The 15479-nt window shown below is 72.5% G+C and carries 14 protein-coding genes; 11 read left to right on the top strand and 3 right to left on the bottom strand.

All coding sequences use genetic code 11. The features are described 5' to 3' along the window. Positions 1-37: 37 nt before the first annotated feature. Entirely contained in the window at positions 38-502 is a 465-nt protein-coding gene (locus HLK59_RS03780; RefSeq protein WP_171139748.1) for a MarR family transcriptional regulator, read from the bottom strand. A gap of 194 nt (positions 503-696) precedes the next feature. Between HLK59_RS03780 and HLK59_RS03785 the strand changes: the two genes are divergently transcribed. From HLK59_RS03785 to HLK59_RS03820, 8 genes are all read left to right on the top strand, one after another. Next, on the top strand, positions 697-1452 hold the full coding sequence (locus HLK59_RS03785) for a CoA transferase subunit A (protein ID WP_171139749.1): 756 nt from the start codon (positions 697-699) through the stop codon (positions 1450-1452). After that, positions 1452-2096 (top strand): CoA transferase subunit B, encoded by a 645-nt coding sequence (locus tag HLK59_RS03790; protein WP_171139750.1) that lies wholly within the window; start codon positions 1452-1454, stop codon positions 2094-2096. The genes HLK59_RS03785 and HLK59_RS03790 overlap by 1 nt, the downstream gene beginning before the upstream one ends. Beyond that, positions 2093-3295 (top strand): thiolase family protein, encoded by a 1203-nt coding sequence (locus tag HLK59_RS03795; RefSeq protein WP_171139751.1) that lies wholly within the window; start codon positions 2093-2095, stop codon positions 3293-3295. Before HLK59_RS03790 ends, HLK59_RS03795 begins: the two co-directional genes overlap by 4 nt. A 141-nt stretch (positions 3296-3436) precedes the next feature. After that, positions 3437-4210, top strand: coding sequence for a protocatechuate 3,4-dioxygenase subunit beta (gene pcaH, locus HLK59_RS03800; protein WP_171139752.1), 774 nt, complete (start codon positions 3437-3439; stop codon positions 4208-4210). Positions 4211-4216: 6 nt separating this feature from the next. Beyond that, the gene (pcaG, locus tag HLK59_RS03805) at positions 4217-4822 is read left to right on the top strand and encodes a protocatechuate 3,4-dioxygenase subunit alpha (RefSeq protein WP_171139753.1); all 606 of its coding nucleotides are present in this window, start codon (positions 4217-4219) and stop codon (positions 4820-4822) included. Then, the gene (gene pcaB, locus HLK59_RS03810) at positions 4819-6150 is read left to right on the top strand and encodes a 3-carboxy-cis,cis-muconate cycloisomerase (RefSeq protein WP_171139754.1); all 1332 of its coding nucleotides are present in this window, start codon (positions 4819-4821) and stop codon (positions 6148-6150) included. The genes pcaG and pcaB overlap by 4 nt, the downstream gene beginning before the upstream one ends. Continuing rightward, positions 6147-7265 carry a 3-oxoadipate enol-lactonase gene (gene pcaD, locus HLK59_RS03815; protein ID WP_171139755.1) on the top strand — a complete coding sequence of 373 codons (1119 nt, stop codon included), beginning with the start codon at positions 6147-6149 and terminating at the stop codon, positions 7263-7265. Before pcaB ends, pcaD begins: the two co-directional genes overlap by 4 nt. Positions 7266-7329: 64 nt before the next feature. Further along, positions 7330-8121, top strand: coding sequence for an SDR family NAD(P)-dependent oxidoreductase (locus tag HLK59_RS03820; RefSeq protein WP_171139756.1), 792 nt, complete (start codon positions 7330-7332; stop codon positions 8119-8121). Positions 8122-8154: 33 nt separating this feature from the next. On the opposite strand, the gene HLK59_RS03825 is transcribed toward HLK59_RS03820, so the two are convergent. Beyond that, positions 8155-10839 (bottom strand): AAA family ATPase, encoded by a 2685-nt coding sequence (locus HLK59_RS03825; protein ID WP_171139757.1) that lies wholly within the window; start codon positions 10837-10839, stop codon positions 8155-8157. A gap of 165 nt (positions 10840-11004) precedes the next feature. Between HLK59_RS03825 and HLK59_RS03830 the strand changes: the two genes are divergently transcribed. Genes HLK59_RS03830 through HLK59_RS03840 form a run of 3 tightly spaced genes read left to right on the top strand, consistent with a single transcriptional unit; the run spans position 11005 to position 14528 of the window. Continuing rightward, a complete protein-coding gene (locus HLK59_RS03830) occupies positions 11005-12294 on the top strand; it encodes an MFS transporter (RefSeq protein WP_171139758.1) in 1290 nt (429 codons plus the stop codon). 4 nt (positions 12295-12298) lie between these two features. Then, positions 12299-13453 carry an anhydro-N-acetylmuramic acid kinase gene (locus tag HLK59_RS03835; RefSeq protein ID WP_171139759.1) on the top strand — a complete coding sequence of 385 codons (1155 nt, stop codon included), beginning with the start codon at positions 12299-12301 and terminating at the stop codon, positions 13451-13453. 58 nt (positions 13454-13511) lie between these two features. Further along, on the top strand, positions 13512-14528 hold the full coding sequence (locus tag HLK59_RS03840; protein ID WP_171139760.1) for a DUF2510 domain-containing protein: 1017 nt from the start codon (positions 13512-13514) through the stop codon (positions 14526-14528). Positions 14529-14674: 146 nt separating this feature from the next. Here the strand turns inward: HLK59_RS03840 and HLK59_RS03845 are convergent, their stop codons facing one another. Further along, entirely contained in the window at positions 14675-15289 is a 615-nt protein-coding gene (locus HLK59_RS03845; protein ID WP_171139761.1) for a TetR/AcrR family transcriptional regulator, read from the bottom strand. Positions 15290-15479: the final 190 nt, after the last annotated feature.

Consider the following 15479-nt stretch of genomic DNA (forward strand, 5'->3'; position numbering starts at 1 on the left):
TCCACTGCGGCGCCTCACCGCTCAGCCGGCGGAGCGCCTAGCGCTGGGCGACGAGGGGTTCCGCGGGGTTGCGGAGCCCCTCGGCCGCGTCCGAGACACGCTGGATGAGTTCGAAGAAGACGGACCGCTCGTCGGCGGAGAGCGGGGCCAGGAAGACCTGGTTCATCCGGGCCGTGCGCACGGTCAGTTTGCGGTGGGTGCGCGTCCCGTCGTCGGTGAGGCGCAGCAGGAACCGCCGGCCGTCCTGCGGGTCGCGCACCTTGTCGACCAGTCCGCGGCGGTCCAGACGGCTGATCACCTCGGCGATGGTGGACCGGTCCAGGCCCACCCGCTCCCCCACCGTGCGCTGGTCGAGACCCGGCTCGGTGACGAGCGCGTTGAGGACGGCGAACTGCGGCGAGGTGATCTCCTCCGAGACCATCGTGTTCCAGAGCAGGTAGTGCGCCTGCTGGAGCCGCCGGGCCAGGTGCCCGGGGTGGGTGGTGAGGTCCACCGCGGCCATGTGCGCTCCCGAGGTCGTATTCGTAAGTGCACTGAACGATACCCGGCGGGACGCAGACTGTCTGCAACCTCGCTCACGCTACTGACCTCACACTTCTCCTGGGTCTTGACGTCGTCGCCGTCCGGTGGCAGCGTGAAGGAAACTTCACCGAAATGCTCAGTGCCCTGATTAATCAGCGAGATGGAGCTTCACGCATGGACAAGGTGGTCGCCACCGCCGCCGAGGCGGTGGCCGATGTGCCGGACGGCGCGACACTCGCCGTCGGCGGCTTCGGACTCAGCGGGGTGCCGAACGTGCTGATCCAGGCCCTGTACGAGCGTGAGGTCAGCGGCCTCGGCGTGGTCTCCAACAACTGCGGTGCGATGGAGTCCGGGCTGGCGGTCCTGCTCGCCGCCGGGCGCATCGCGCGGGTGACCGGCTCCTACATCGGCGCCAACAAGGAGTTCGCGCGGCAGTACCTGTCCGGTGAGCTGGAGGTCGAGATGATCCCGCAGGGCACGCTCGCCGAGCGGCTGCGCGCCGGTGGCGCGGGCATCCCCGCCTTCTTCACCCCGGCCGGCGTGGGCACCCAGGTCGCCGAGGGCGGGCTCCCGTGGCGCTACGACGGTGAGGGCGGCGTCGCGCTCGCCTCGCCGCCGAAGGAGGTGCGGGAGTTCGACGGCACCGAGTACGTGCTGGAGCGCGGGATCCGCACCGACTTCGCGCTGGTGCGGGCGGCTCGCGGGGACCGGCACGGGAACCTCGTCTTCAACAAGTCCACGCGCAACTTCAACCCCCTCGCGGCGATGGCCGGGCGGATCACGATCGCCGAGGTCGAGGAGCTCGTCGAGCCGGGCGAGATCGAGCCGGACGCGGTGCATCTGCCGGGCATCTTCGTGCAGCGGGTGGTGGCACTGACGGCGGAGCAGGCCGCCGACAAGCGGATCGAGCAGCGGACGGTGAGCAACTGATGGCCTGGACACGCGAGCAGATGGCCGCGCGCGCGGCGCGCGAGCTTCAGGACGGGCAGTACGTCAACCTCGGCATCGGCCTGCCCACGCTGATCCCCAACTACCTGCCCGAGGGAGTGGAGGTGATCCTGGAGTCCGAGAACGGCATCCTGGGCACCGGCCCCTACCCCACCGAGGACCAGGTCGACCCGGATCTGATCAACGCCGGCAAGGAGACCGTCACGGTCCTGCCCGGCGCCTCCTTCTTCGACTCGGCGCTGTCCTTCTCGATGATCCGCGGCGGCCACATCGACGTCGCCGTGCTGGGCGCGATGCAGGTCTCCGCGGGCGGTGACCTGGCGAACTGGGCCATCCCCGGGAAGATGATCACCGGGATCGGCGGGGCGATGGACCTGGTCCACGGCGCCCGCACGGTCATCGTGGTGATGACCCACACCGCCAAGGACGGCTCGCCGAAGATCCTCGCGGAGTGCGCGCTGCCGCTCACGGGCAAGGCGTGTGTGAACCGGGTCATCACCGACCTCGGAGTGATCGACGTGACCGCGCAGGGGCTGGTGCTGACCGAGGTCGCCCCCGGCGTCGCCGTGGACGACGTCATCGCGAAGACCGACGCCAAGCTGACCGTCGCGGAGGACCTGCTGTGAAGCCCGTGTACATCGTCGACGCGGTCCGCACCCCGATCGGCCGCTACAGCGGCGGCCTGTCCTCGGTGCGCCCGGACGACCTGGCCGCCCACGCCATCCGCGAACTCCTCGCCCGTACGCCCGGCCTGGACCCCTCCCGCGTCGAGGACGTCTACTTCGGCAACGCCAACGGCGCCGGCGAGGAGAACCGCAACGTCGCCCGCATGGGCGCGCTGCTCGCGGGCCTGCCGACCTCCGTCCCCGGCGTCACCGTCAACCGACTGTGCGCGTCCGGCCTGGAGGCGGTGATCCAGGCGGCCCGCGCCATCGCGGTCGGCGACGCCTCCGTCGCCGTGGCGGGCGGTGTCGAGTCGATGACCCGCGCGCCGTACGTGCTGCCCAAGAACGACCGGGCCTTCCCCGCCGGGCACACCGAGATGTACTCGACCACCCTCGGCTGGCGCATGGTCAACCCGAGGATGGATCCGCAGTGGACGATCCCGCTGGGCGAGTCGGCCGAACTCATCGCCGACAAGCACAAGATCACGCGTGAGCAGCAGGACGAGTTCGCGCTGGCCTCGCACCAAAAGGCGGCCGCCGCGCAGGAACAGGGTCTCTTCGACGCCGAGCTCGCGCCCGTGCCGATCCCGCAGCGCAAGGGCGAGCCGGTGGTCCTCGGCGCCGACGAGTGCGTGCGGGCCGACGCCTCGCTCGCGGCGATGGCGAAGCTCAAGCCGTCGTTCCGTAAGGACGGCGGTACGGTCACCGCGGGCAACGCCTCCCCGCTGAACGACGGTGCGGCGGCGCTCCTGCTGGTGGACGAGGAGGGCCTGCGGGCGACGGGGCGCGAGCCACTGGCCCGCGTCTCGGCGACCGGGGTGAACGCCCTGGACCCGGACTACTTCGGGCTCGCCCCGGTGGAGGCCGTCAACCGGGCACTCGCCAAGGCCGGCAAGGGGTTTGACGACCTGTCGGTCCTGGAACTGAACGAGGCCTTCGCCGCCCAGGTCCTCGGATGCGTCGCCGAATGGCCGGAGTTCGACCCGGCGATCCTCAATCCGCAGGGCGGCGCGATCGCCCTCGGGCATCCGCTGGGGGCGTCCGGTGCGCGCCTCGCCGGCACGGTGGCTCATCAACTTGCCCGGGCGGGCAGTGGAGTTGGTGTGGCCACGTTGTGCATCGGCGTCGGCCAAGGGCTCGCCCTCGTCCTGGAACGCTGAGCTGTGATCGCGACTACCGGCCGTCTGTAGCTGGTCGCGCCCACGCGGCAGAGCCGCAATTCAGTACAGCCCCGCGCCCCTGAAGGAGCGCGCCACCTCCCCCGATTCGACCTGAACGCCCGGAACCCCCAGGACCATCCCATGACACTCACCCAGCACGACATCGACCAGGAGATCGCGGCCGAGCACGCCGCCTACGAGAAGCGGGTCGCCGACGGGGCGCCCGTCGAGCACCAGCCGCGCCGCGACTACGCGCCGTACCGCTCCTCGGTGCTGCGGCACCCCGAACAGCCGCCGATCACGATCGACGTGTCCAAGGACCCGGAGCTGGTGGAGCTGCACTCCCCCGCCTTCGGGGAGCGGGACATCACCGAGATCGACAACGACCTCACCCGGCAGCACAACGGTGAGCCGATCGGTGAGCGGATCACCGTCTCCGGGCGGCTGCTGGACCGCGACGGGCGTCCGTTGCGCGGCCAGCTGGTCGAGATCTGGCAGTCCAACTCGGCCGGCCGGTACGCCCATCAGCGCGAGCAGCACGACGCCCCGCTGGACCCGAACTTCACGGGCGTGGGCCGCACCCTCACCGACGGCGACGGGCACTACCGCTTCACGACGATCCAGCCGGGCCCCTACCCGTGGCGTCAGCACCTCAACGCGTGGCGGCCCGCGCACATCCACTTCTCCCTCTTCGGCACGGCGTTCACCCAGCGGCTCGTGACACAGATGTACTTCCCGGCCGACCCGCTGTTCCCGTACGACCCGATCATCCAGTCGGTGACGGACGACGCGGCCCGGCAGCGCCTCGTCGCCACGTACGACCACGACCTGTCGGTGCCGGAGTTCTCGATGGGCTACCACTGGGACATCGTCCTCGACGGCCCGAACGCCACCTGGATCGAAGAAGGACGCTGACCTCCCATGACGAAGATCGACACAAGCCGTCCCGAGACGGTGCTGCCCACTCCGTCGCACACGGTCGGCCCCTTCTACGGCCACGCCCTCCCCTTCCCCGGCGGCGGCGACATCGCGCCCGTCGGCCACCCGGACACCATCGCGCTCCAGGGATACGTCTACGACGGCGAGGGAAACCCGCTGCCGGACGCGTTCGTGGAGCTGTGGGGGGCCGACCCGGACGGCAATGTCCCGACGGTCGACGGCTCGATGCGGCGCGACCCGGCGAGCGGTGGCTTCCTGGGCCGCAACGGCGTGGAGTTCACCGGCTGGGGACGCGTCCAGACGGACGCCAACGGCCACTGGTCCGCGCGGACGCTGCGCCCGGGCGCCCGGGGAAAAAGCGCGCCCTACCTCAGCGTGTGCCTCTTCGCGCGCGGGCTCCTCGTGCACCTCTACACCCGGATCTACCTCCCGGGCGACGACGCGGCGCTCGCCGCCGACCCGCTGCTCTCCCAGGTGGCCGAGGCACGCCGGAACACGCTTGTCGCCACGGACGGCGCGCTGGGGACCTACCGTTTCGACATCCGCCTTCAGGGCGAAGGCGAAACGGTCTTCCTGGAGTTCCAGTGACTTCTGCCGAACCCGACACCGGTCTGCTCGCCCCCGGGTGGGCCGGTTCCCCCGCCGCGTCCGCGACGAGCGACACCGCCTATCTGCGGGCCCTGCTCGACGCGGAGGCCGCGCTGACCCGCGCCCAGGCGACGCTGGGCCTGGCTCCCGAGGAGGCCGCCACGGCGGTCACCGCGGCCGCCCGGTCCACGGCCTTCGACCCCCAGGACATCGCCGTACGGGCGCGGGCGGGCGGCAACCCGGTGATCCCGCTCGTCGCCGATCTCACGAAGGCGGTCGTCGGGGCGTACGGGTCGTACGTCCATCGGGGTGCGACGAGCCAGGACATCATGGACACGGCGACGGTGCTGGTCGCCGTACGCACCCTAGACCTGGTCCGTGCCGACCTCGGGCGGACGGAGTCGGCGCTGGCCCGGCTGGCCGCCGCGCACCGGGACACCGCGATGCCGGGACGCACGCTCACCCAGCACGCCGTGCCGACGACCTTCGGGCTGAAGGCGGCCGGGTGGCGGTCGCTGGTGCTGGACGCGCGGGACCGGATCACGGCCGTACGGAACTCGCTGCCCGCCCAACTCGGCGGCGCGGCCGGGACCCTGGCCGCCTTCACCGCGTACGGCGCCGCCGACCCGACCTCGCTGCCGGCGGCGTACGCCCGGGAACTCGGTCTGCGGGCGCCCGAGCTGCCCTGGCACACCCTGCGCACCCCGATCGCCGATCTCGCCGGATGTCTGGCGTTCGCGGCCGGAGCGCTGGGGAAGGTCGCCGCGGATGTGCTGACGCTGGCCCGTACCGAGATCGCCGAGGTCTCGGAGGGCAGCGGCGGCGGTTCGTCGGCGATGCCGCACAAGGCGAATCCCGTACGGTCCACGCTGATCGCGGCCGCGGCCCGGCGGGCGCCGCAGCTCGCGGCCACGCTGTACGCGTCGCTGGCCGCGGAGGACGAGCGGCCGGCCGGGGCCTGGCACGCGGAGTGGGAGCCGCTGCGGGACCTGCTGCGGCTGGTCGGCGGTGCCGCCCGGGACGCCGCCGAACTCACCGAAGGGCTGCGGGTGCACGCGGACGTGATGCGTGCGCACCTGGACCTCACCCACGGGTTGATCGTCTCCGAGCGACTCTCCGCCGAACTGGCGCCGGTACTGGGCCGGGCGCGCGCCAAGGCCCTGCTGACCGAGCTGGCCGGCCGTACCTACGCCGAGGGCCGCGGCCTGGGCGAACTCCTGGCGGAGGAACCGGAGTTGAAGGGCGTCGATCTCGACAGCCTCACCGACCCAGCCCGCTACACGGGGGCGGCCGCCGCCCTCACCGATCGTGCTCTGGAGCGACGTTGACCGAGAAACTCCTCAACCACCACACCGAGGGCCCGGATTCGGCTCCGCCGCTGATCCTCGGACCGTCGCTCGGGACGTCGTACGCCCTGTGGGACAAGGTCGCGCCCGAGCTCTCCCTGACCCACCGGGTGGTCCGCTGGGATCTGCCGGGGCACGGCGGCGGCGCGGCCGGCCTGATCGGTCCCGGCGCCACCGTCGGTGACCTCGCCGACCTGGTGCTCGCGCTCGCGGACTCGCTGGGCATCGAGCGGTTCGCGTACGCGGGAGTGTCGCTGGGCGGGGCGGTCGGGCTGCACCTGGCCGTGCATCACCCCGAGCGGGTGTCGTCGCTCGCCGTGATCTGCTCGTCGGCGCACTTCAACGGTGCGAAGGCGTGGGAGGAACGGGCCGCGCGGGTCCGCGCCGAGGGCATGGACTGGCTCGTGGAGAGTGCGGACGCCCGCTGGTTCACGCCCGGCTTCACGGTGCCCCGGCTCGTCCAGGACCACCGGGACGCCGACCCCGAGGGCTATGCCGCCTGCTGTGACGCGCTGGGCGCCTTCGACATCCGGGAGCGGCTGGCGGAGATCTCCGCGCCCACTCTGCTCGTCGCGGGCCGGGAGGACCCGGCGACCCCGCCGGCGCATCTGCGGGAGATCGCGGACGCGGTGCCGGGTGCCGCGCTCGTCGAGATCCCCGGGGCCTCGCATCTGGCGGTCGCGCAGTGCCCGGAGGCCGTACTGACCGCTCTGCGCGCGCACTTCGACGGCGGCGCCCTGCGGGGCATGGAGGTGCGGCGCGAGGTGCTCGGCGACGCGCACGTGGACCGGGCGCAGGCCCGGCAGTCGCCCTTCACCGCGCGCTTCCAGGACTTCATCTCGCGCTACGCGTGGGGCGAGATCTGGACCGACCCGACGCTCAGCCGCCGCGAGCGCAGCATGATCACCCTGACCGCGCTGGTCGCCCACGGGCACTACGACGAGCTGGCCATGCATGTCCGGGCGGCCCGGCGCAACGGTCTGACGCCGGAGGAGATCGGCGCGGTCCTGCTCCAGACGGCCGTGTACTGCGGGGTTCCGGCGGCCAACTCGGCGTTCGCCGCCGCGCAACGCGTGCTGGCGGAAGAAGAAGGGTGACCCTGCGGGTCGTAGCCTCGACAGCATCACGCAGACGCCTCCACCGTGGGCCTACGGTGGAGGCATGTCCACGATTCTGATCACCGGCGCCACCTCCGGCCTCGGCCGCCACCTCGCCTTCGAGCTGGTCCGCGCCGGACATGTCGTCCTCGCCCACGGCCGTGATGCGGACCGTACCGGGCGGCTCGTCGAGGAACTGCGCACCGAGGGCGACGCCGAGGCGTTCGTGGCCGACCTGGCCTCACTGGCCGAGGTACGGGAGCTGGGCGCCCGGGTCGCCGCCGCCCGTCCCGGCCTCGACGTGCTGATCAACAACGCGGGCGTCGGAGCGGGCGCGCCGGGCACCGGGCGCGAGTTGAGCGTGGACGGCCATGAACTGCGTCTGGCCGTGAACTACTTGGCGCCGGTGACCCTGACCCGTGCCCTGCTGCCGGTGCTGCGCGCGAACACCCCCGCACGGATCGTCAACGTGGGTTCGGTCGGCCAGGACCCCGTCGACTTCGACGACATCGAGTTCCGGCGCGGCTACGACGGCTTCGCGGCGTACCGTCGTGCCAAGTTCGCGCTCGCGGCCCATACCTTCACGCTGGCCGAGGAGTTGGCGGGCACGGGCGTCGCGGTGAACGTCGTGCATCCGGCGACGTTCATGGACACCGGGATGGTACGCGAGGGCGGGTTCGCGGCCCTGAGCACCATCGCGGACGGGGCCCCGGGGGTACTGGCCCTGGCCACACAGGACGTGGGGACGGGCGGCTACTTCGACGGGACGCGTCCGGCGCGGGCGCACGGGGGAACGTACGACAGGGAGACGCGGAAGCGACTGGAGGCGGTCACAGACCAACTACTGGCGCTGTAGAGCCCCTTGAACACACAGCCTGCGGCCTACAGCTCACCGTAGCCCCCTCCCCGTCTCCAACACCTCACGCGCCTGCGCCACAAGCCCGTTCGCCCCGCACGACCGGGCAAGCCCCAGCCCCCGATTGATCTCGGCGACGGACCGCGCGGCGATCCCGTACTCCACCCGCGCGGCCGCATGCTCGTACTGGCACGGCGAGGACTCCAGGTACGTCACCGCCTGGGACAGCAACCGCACCGCCCGCTGCCCGGTCTCCAGCGCGGCAGCGCACCTGAGCGCCTCCCCGATCGCCGTGTCCGTACCGAAGCGCTCGGCGCGGCGCCGGGCGTCGGAGGCGAGTTGGGCGGCGCGGACCGGGTCCGACGTGGCGAGGGCGCGGGCGAGGTCGAGCGCCCAGGGGACCATCACCGGGTTGAGGTGACCGCGGGCGGTCGCCGCCTTCTCGGCGGCCTCCAGCTCGTTGACCGCGTCCTGGGTGCGGCCGACGGCGAGCAGCAGCCGGCCGCGTACGGAGCGCGGGTCGGGCAGCACGATGGTGGACGGGTAGGGCGGGGCGAAGCCGTACTGTTCGGCGATCTCCCAGGCCTCGTCGACATGGCCGCGGGCGAGCAGCGTGTCGACGAGGTTGCAGGTCGCCGACCAGTACAGGGGCAGTCCGCGGCCGACGCGCTCGGCGATGCGCAGGGACTCGCGCAGGGTGGACTCGGCCTCCCTGAGGCGGCCGCGCCGGCGGTGCGCGAAGCCGAGGAAGGCGTGGGCCAGGGCGAGGTGGCCGCCGCTCCAGCCGGCCGACTCGTAGGTGCGCAGCGCCTCGGTGAACATGCTCTCGGCGCGGTCGAGCCGGTCGGTGTAGGTGTAGGAGCTGGCGAGCATCATGAGGATCTCCAGGCCCCACTCGGTGTCGGTCCAGCCGAGTCCGGGTGCCAGGCGGCCGTTGACGAGGGCGCGGTCGCTCAGCTCGACGACGATCTCCGCGTTCTCGCCGTGGGTCATGGCGTCGAAGCCGCGCAGGATGAGCAGGGCGCGCTCGGAGTTGTCGCGGCCGGTGCAGGTCGCGGCGAGTTCGGCGAGCCGCTCGGAGCGGCCCGGGGAGCTCGCCTCGCCCGCGTGGATGCCCTCCCACATGTACTGCACGGCCTGGAGCCGCAGCTGTGCGGGCCCTGGTCCGAGCCGGGCGGCCTCCGCCTCGACCGTGCGGACGGCGTCCTCCAGCTGGTCGTTGTGGAGCAGTGCCTGGGAGAGGCGGAAGACGGCGTCCACGCGTTCGACGCCGTCCAGGCCGGGCATGGCGAGGGCGGACTGGAGGTGGTCGACGGTGGTGGCGGGCGCGGTCAGCAGGGTGGCGCAGCCGAGTTCGTAGAGCACGCGTGCGTGGGTCTCCGGGCGGGGCGGTTCCCGCAGTGCCCGTTCCAGACAGCGGCGGGCCGCGTCCGGGGCGCCGACGGCGACGTGTTCGCGGGCGGCCTCGCGCAGCTGCTCGACGAGTTCCTCGTCGTCGTCCGGGTGCACCTGGAGGAGGTGGCGGGAGGCCATGGCGGCGCCGAGCCCGGAGTCGGCGACGACCTGGGCGGCGATGCCGTGCATGGCGGTGCGCAGGGCGTCGGGGATGGAGTTGTAGACGGCGGTGGCGATGAGCGGGTGGACGAACTCCAGGTCGCCGTCGCCGGCCGGTACGGCGGCCGGGTCGGGTTCGGTGAGGATGCGGGCGTTGCGCAGGAGTTCGGCGCAGCGCACGGCGTCGTCGCGGCTCATGGTGGCGAGCTTGGCGACGAGTTCGACGGAGATGCCGGTGCCGAGGATGGCCGCCGCCCAGGCGAACCGGGTGGCCTCGATGCCGAGTCCCTCCAGGCGGGCGACGAGGCCGCCGCCGCGCGCGGAGCGGTTCAGGGCGCGCAGTTCGCAGGCCTGGGCCTCGGCCGGTTCGAGTTCGCTGTCCTGGACCTTGGCGAGGAGTTCGACGGTCTCGTAGGGGTTGCCGCCGGTGACGGCCCAGACCTCGCGGCAGAACGGGGCGTCGGCGTGCGCGCCGAGGGTGGCGCGGGTGAGGCCCGCGGTGGCGTCCGGGGTGAGTGCGCTGAGGGTGGCGACCGGGCCGCCCGCGGCGGCGGCGACCGCGTCGAGGTGCCGGGCGCTGTCGCCGGTGACGTCGCCGGGGCGGCGGGCCACCACGAGCAGGACGGAGAGGTCGTCGAGGCGCTCGGCGAACGCGGCGAGCCAGCGCAGGGTCTCCTGGTCGGCCCAGTGCGCGTCGTCGATGACGAGGACGAGCGGCCAGTCGCGGCGGGCGAGCCGGCGCACCGCGGCGACCAGACCGTCGCACACGCCCTGCGGGTCGGGCTGGCGCTCGCCGGGCTCCGTCACACCGAGGGCGGGTCCGGCGATGTCGTACCAGTCGCCGAGGTACTCGCGTGCCTCCTCCGGCATCAGGGAGACCAGCGCGGGCTGGAGCAGCTGGCGCACCACGTTGAAGGGGACGGACCTGAGGGTCTCGCCGCCGCGGGCAGACCAGACGACGCAGCCGCGGGCCTCGGCGATCCGGCGTGTCTCGGTGAGCAGCGCGGTCTTGCCGAGTCCCGCCTCGCCCCGGAACACCAGGAGGCTGCCCGAGGAGGACTGGTCCGCGCGGAGCCTGTCGATCGCCCGCTCGACGGCGGTGACCTCCTCGTCGCGCTCCCACAGGGAGGCCGAGGCGGCCGACTCGGGCCCTTCCTCCGTCATCCCATTACCTCCCCAAGTCGCCCGAACGACGTACAGACCTCGAGCGTAGCCGTCCGATTGGCTATGCGGAGGTCGGTCCGGGCAGCTGTTGCCCTGACGGGTGACGGAGGGTCCGGACGGTCGACGCACCGGCCCTGTGACCTGCCACCCCCTACTATTTGACTGATGGTCAAAAAACGGAGGAGAAGCCTCATTTTCCAAGATCGGAAGGCGGCCGGCTCCCGCCGTGCGCTGGTGGCGGGCTCGGTGGGCAACTTCATCGAGTGGTACGAGTTCGGCGTCTACGGCTACTTCGCCACGATCATCGCGGCCCGCTTCTTCACCCCGGAGGGCGGCGGCGAGGCCGAGGCGCTGGTGCGGACGTACGCGGCGTTCGCGCTCGCGTTCTTCTTCCGGCCCGTCGGCGCGGCCCTGTTCGGCCGACTCGGGGACCGCGTCGGGCGCCGGCCGGTGCTGATCCTGGTGATCGCGCTGATGACCGGCGCGACGACACTGATCGGCGCACTGCCGACGTACGCCCAGGCCGGCGCGGTGGCGCCCTGGCTGCTCACGTTCCTGAGGGTGCTTCAGGGGCTGTCCGCGGGTGGGGAGTTCGGTGGGGCGGTGTCGGTGATGACCGAGTTCGCGCCGCCGGGCCGGCGGGGGCTGTACGGGTCGTGGCAGTCGTTCACGGTGGCGCTGGGGCTGTTGGGCGGTGCGGGGGCCGCGGCGCTGCTCGCCACCGTGCTCACGGAGCGGCAACTGGGCGACTGGGGCTGGCGGCTGCCGTTCCTGCTGACGCTGCCGCTGGGGCTCGCGGCGCTCTGGTTGCGGCTGCGCCTTGACGAGACGCCCGCGTTCCGGGAGGAGCACGAGGCCGAGCGTCCCCCGGTGCGCCAGGTGGTGGGCGCGGTCGCGCTGGGCGCGGGACGGATCATGGGCTGGGCGGCGGCCGGTTACACCTTCCTCGTCGTGCTCCCCTCGTATCTCCAGGGCACGCTGGACGCGAGCTTCCGACAGGCGCTGGTGGCCACCGTGCTGGCCAACCTGGGCTTCGCGGCGACGATCGTCCCGGCCGGGCTGCTGAGCGACCGGGTGGGGCGGCGGCCGGTGATGCTGACGGGGGCGGTGCTCGTGGCGGTCCTGGCGGTGCCGCTGCTCAACCACCTTCAGGACACCGGGACTTCGAACGCGGTGAAGGGCGTGGCGGTGTGCGGCGCGGGTGCCGTGGTGGGGCTGATGGCGGGGCCGGGTCCGGCGATGCTGGCGGAGCTGTTCCCGACCAACGTGCGCTACACGGGCCTGGGACTCGCCTACGCCCTGTCCAATGCGGTGTTCTCGGGCTGCGCGGGGCTCATCATCACCAAGGCGGTGGAGCGGACCGGGAACCTGGACATCCCCGGGTACTACGCGGCGGCGACCTGTGCGGTCAGCGTACTGGCGCTGCTCAAGTCCCCCGCACGGAAGGCGGGTTGAGCGGATGCGGGTGATCGGCCTGATGTCCGGCACGTCGTACGACGCCATCGACGCGGCGGCGGCCGAACTGGACCTCGTCGGGGACGGTCTGGTCCTGAGACCGCTGGGGATGGTGAGCGCGCCGTACGACGACGCACTGCGCGAGGCGCTCGCGGCGGCGCTTCCGCCGGGGACGACGTCGATGGCCGAGGTGTGCCGCCTCGACACCCTGATCGGGCAGGCGTTCGCGGCGGCGGCCGTCCGGGCCGATCGTGAACTGTGCGACGGTCGGGCCGAGTTGGTCGCCTCGCACGGGCAGACGGTGTACCACTGGGTCGCCGGCGGCCGGGTGCACGGCACCTTGCAGATCGGGCAGCCCGCCTGGATCGCCGAGGCGACCGGGCTGCCGGTGGTCGCCGACTTCCGGCCCCGCGACATCGCGGCCGGCGGCCAGGGCGCGCCGCTGGTCAGCCTGGTCGACCTGCTGTGGCTGCGCGGCCGCCCGGGCACCCCGGTCGCGCTCAACCTCGGCGGCATCGCCAACCTCACCGCACCGGACGGGACCGCCTTCGACACCGGCCCCGGCTGCGCGCTGATCGACGCGGCGGCCCGGGGGTTCAGCGGCGGGCGCCTGGCCTACGACGCCGACGGGGCGCTGGCCGCCCGCGGGAAGGTGCACGGGGCGCTGCTGGAGCGGCTGCTCGCCGAGCCGTACTACGCGCTGGAGCCGCCGAAGACGACCGGCAAGGAGCTCTTCCACCTCGGGCATCTCCAGGAGGCCCTCGCGGGGGCCGGGACGCTGTCGGCCGAGGACGTCGTCGCCACGCTGACGGCGCTCACCGCCCGGACGGTGGCCGACGCGGTCCGGGCGGTGCGCGCGACGGAGGTGATCGCCTCCGGCGGCGGGACCCGCAATCCGACGCTGATGGGCCTGCTGGCGGAGTCCCTGCCGGGCATCGCGCTGCGTACCTCCGACGCGCTGGGGCTGGCGTCGGACGCGAAGGAGGCGTACGCCTTCGCCGTCCTGGGATTCCTGACCGTGCACGGGCTGCCCGGCACCGTGCCCGCGAGTACCGGCGCCCGACACGCGTGCGTGCTCGGATCGGTGACTCCCGGCCGCGACGGACTGCGTCTGCCGCCGCCCGCACGGGAGAAACCTGTACGACTCGTACTGGAATGACCGCGATGGGGTCCGCCCCTCTCATCCGCCTTTCACCGACGCCTCATACGGTGGGGGCATGACGCAGGTGACTCCTCCCGGGTGGTACCCCGATCCCGGGCAGACAAGTGACGGTCCCGCCACCGAGCGCTGGTGGGACGGCAAGGCATGGACGGACCAGACCCGCCCCGCGGGGTCGGCCGCCGTATGGGGTTCTCCGGCGCCGGCGCCCGCCGAGGGGGCGTATCCCGCCTATCCGGCCTATCCCGGTCAGCCGCCGGCCGGCGGCCGGCGCGGTCTGCGCACGGGCATAGCCGTGGCGGCGGCGGTCGCGGTCCTCGCCAGCATCGGTGTGGGCGTGTGGGCGCTGGCCGGCAACGACTCGGACGGCGGCAGCGCGAGCTCGCAGCAGGGACCGGGCGGCGGGCAGGGCGGCACCGGGGGCCAGGGCGGGCCCGGCGGCCAGGACGGTTCCACGGGCGGCCAGGGCGGGCCGGGCGGAAACGGCGGCTCGGGCGGTTCGGGTGGGGCCTCGCCCTCGCCCGAACAGTCCGAGGCGCCGAAGATCGAGAGCGGTTCGGTGACCGACGCGATCAGCGGGATCAGCATCCCCATCCCGGACGGCTGGTACGGCCAGCAGATCCAGGCCGGTGCGTCGGTCACGTCGAACGACTCCTACCAGTGCCCCGGCGACACCTCCCAGAACTGCACCAAGGGCGGCGCGTACTCGGCCCCCGCGACACTGCTGGGCACCGCCGGCTCGACGGCCGAGCAGGTCGCCAAGGCCGACATCGAGGCGAACGCCGAGCAGTCCTACGGCGGCAAGACCTACGGTGCGATCACCTCGCACGACGTGCTGGCCTCCAAGGCCGTGACCGTCGCCGGGCAGAAGGGCTACCTGGTCCGCTGGAAGGCGGTCACCAGCAAGGGCGCCGACGGCTACGTCGAGTCGCTGGCCTTCCCCTCCCCCGCGAACGCGCAGCAGATCGTCGTCGTGCGCTTCGGCGTCGACGTCGGCGAGAAGCAGTCGGTCATCGACGAGATCACCAAGGGGATCAAGGTGTCCACGGGCAGCGGCAGCGGCCAGGACGTCTGACGCCCCGGGGAAACCCGACGGCCGGGTGGGGCGCCTCTCCGCTCAAGAGGAACCCCACCCGGCCGGGGGGTGCGCGCCGCCCCCGTCCCCACGGTGCGGCGCGAGCAGGTCACCGTCCAGTCATCCCGTGGACGGCGGCCTGGGTCTCAGGTGAGCCCCAGTGCGGGAAGCACCGCGGCCTCCACGAAGCAGACCAGGTAGTTCTGGTCGGCGTACTCCCCGTCCACGATGGGCCGCGCCCGGATCACGCCGAACATCTGCGCCGGGATGTACTCCAGCGCCGGATGCCCGGCGGCGACCTCGCCCCGGTCGACCCCGCGCTGGAGGATCTCCTTAAGCGACGCGATCTCCGGGTCGACGAGCGCCTCCCGCAGCGCCTTGGCGAGCTCCGGGTCCTGTGTGACGGCGTGTCCGAGGGCCTGGAGCAGCTTGGTGTCGCTATTCGACCAGCGGCCCGCGGCCCGCGCCACCTCGCGCAAGTCCTCCGCGAGCGATCCTGTATCGATGCCGTCGAACTTCGACCGGCGCCGGGACCGCAGCGCGGCCACCACGAACTGCGACTTGGTCTTCCACTGCCGGTACAGCGTGGACTTGCTGCACCGGGTGCTGGCGGCGACACCCTCCATGGTCACGGCCTCGTAGCCGCACTCGCGGACCTGTTCGAGCACAGCGTCGAAGAACTCCTGCTCACGCTCGGGCGTGATTTTGGAGCGGCGCGAGGCGGCGACCGTCTCCGGTCCGTCCGCGGCCTGCGACGTCATCTGCTCTTCTCCTCGTTCGAGTGGGGCTTGAGCGACTTCATACAAGGTGGGGCGGGGCTGCTTCCAGTGTGGCGTACGTCTATCGATACGTCAGTGTACCGGTACAGGACCGTATCGGTACACTGACGTATCGGTACGCACCCGTATCGATGAGCGCGATGAGTTCGCCGCACCAGACGAGTCACAAGCT

Origin of the sequence: Streptomyces sp. S3(2020), from assembly GCF_013044505.1 — a bacterium.
GTDB lineage: Bacteria > Actinomycetota > Actinomycetes > Streptomycetales > Streptomycetaceae > Streptomyces.

What these genes read in the sequence shown, in the direction of transcription:
- HLK59_RS03780 (WP_171139748.1), bottom strand. Translation starts at nt 502, where the DNA reads ATGGCCGCGGTGGACCTCACCACCCACCCCGGGCACCTGGCCCGGCGG.
- HLK59_RS03785 (WP_171139749.1), top strand. Translation starts at nt 697, where the DNA reads ATGGACAAGGTGGTCGCCACCGCCGCCGAGGCGGTGGCCGATGTGCCG.
- HLK59_RS03790 (WP_171139750.1), top strand. Translation starts at nt 1,452, where the DNA reads ATGGCCTGGACACGCGAGCAGATGGCCGCGCGCGCGGCGCGCGAGCTT.
- pcaH (WP_171139752.1), top strand. Translation starts at nt 3,437, where the DNA reads ATGACACTCACCCAGCACGACATCGACCAGGAGATCGCGGCCGAGCAC.
- pcaG (WP_171139753.1), top strand. Translation starts at nt 4,217, where the DNA reads ATGACGAAGATCGACACAAGCCGTCCCGAGACGGTGCTGCCCACTCCG.
- HLK59_RS03820 (WP_171139756.1), top strand. Translation starts at nt 7,330, where the DNA reads ATGTCCACGATTCTGATCACCGGCGCCACCTCCGGCCTCGGCCGCCAC.
- HLK59_RS03825 (WP_171139757.1), bottom strand. Translation starts at nt 10,839, where the DNA reads ATGACGGAGGAAGGGCCCGAGTCGGCCGCCTCGGCCTCCCTGTGGGAG.
- HLK59_RS03830 (WP_171139758.1), top strand. Translation starts at nt 11,005, where the DNA reads ATGGTCAAAAAACGGAGGAGAAGCCTCATTTTCCAAGATCGGAAGGCG.
- HLK59_RS03835 (WP_171139759.1), top strand. Translation starts at nt 12,299, where the DNA reads ATGCGGGTGATCGGCCTGATGTCCGGCACGTCGTACGACGCCATCGAC.
- HLK59_RS03840 (WP_171139760.1), top strand. Translation starts at nt 13,512, where the DNA reads ATGACGCAGGTGACTCCTCCCGGGTGGTACCCCGATCCCGGGCAGACA.
- HLK59_RS03845 (WP_171139761.1), bottom strand. Translation starts at nt 15,289, where the DNA reads ATGACGTCGCAGGCCGCGGACGGACCGGAGACGGTCGCCGCCTCGCGC.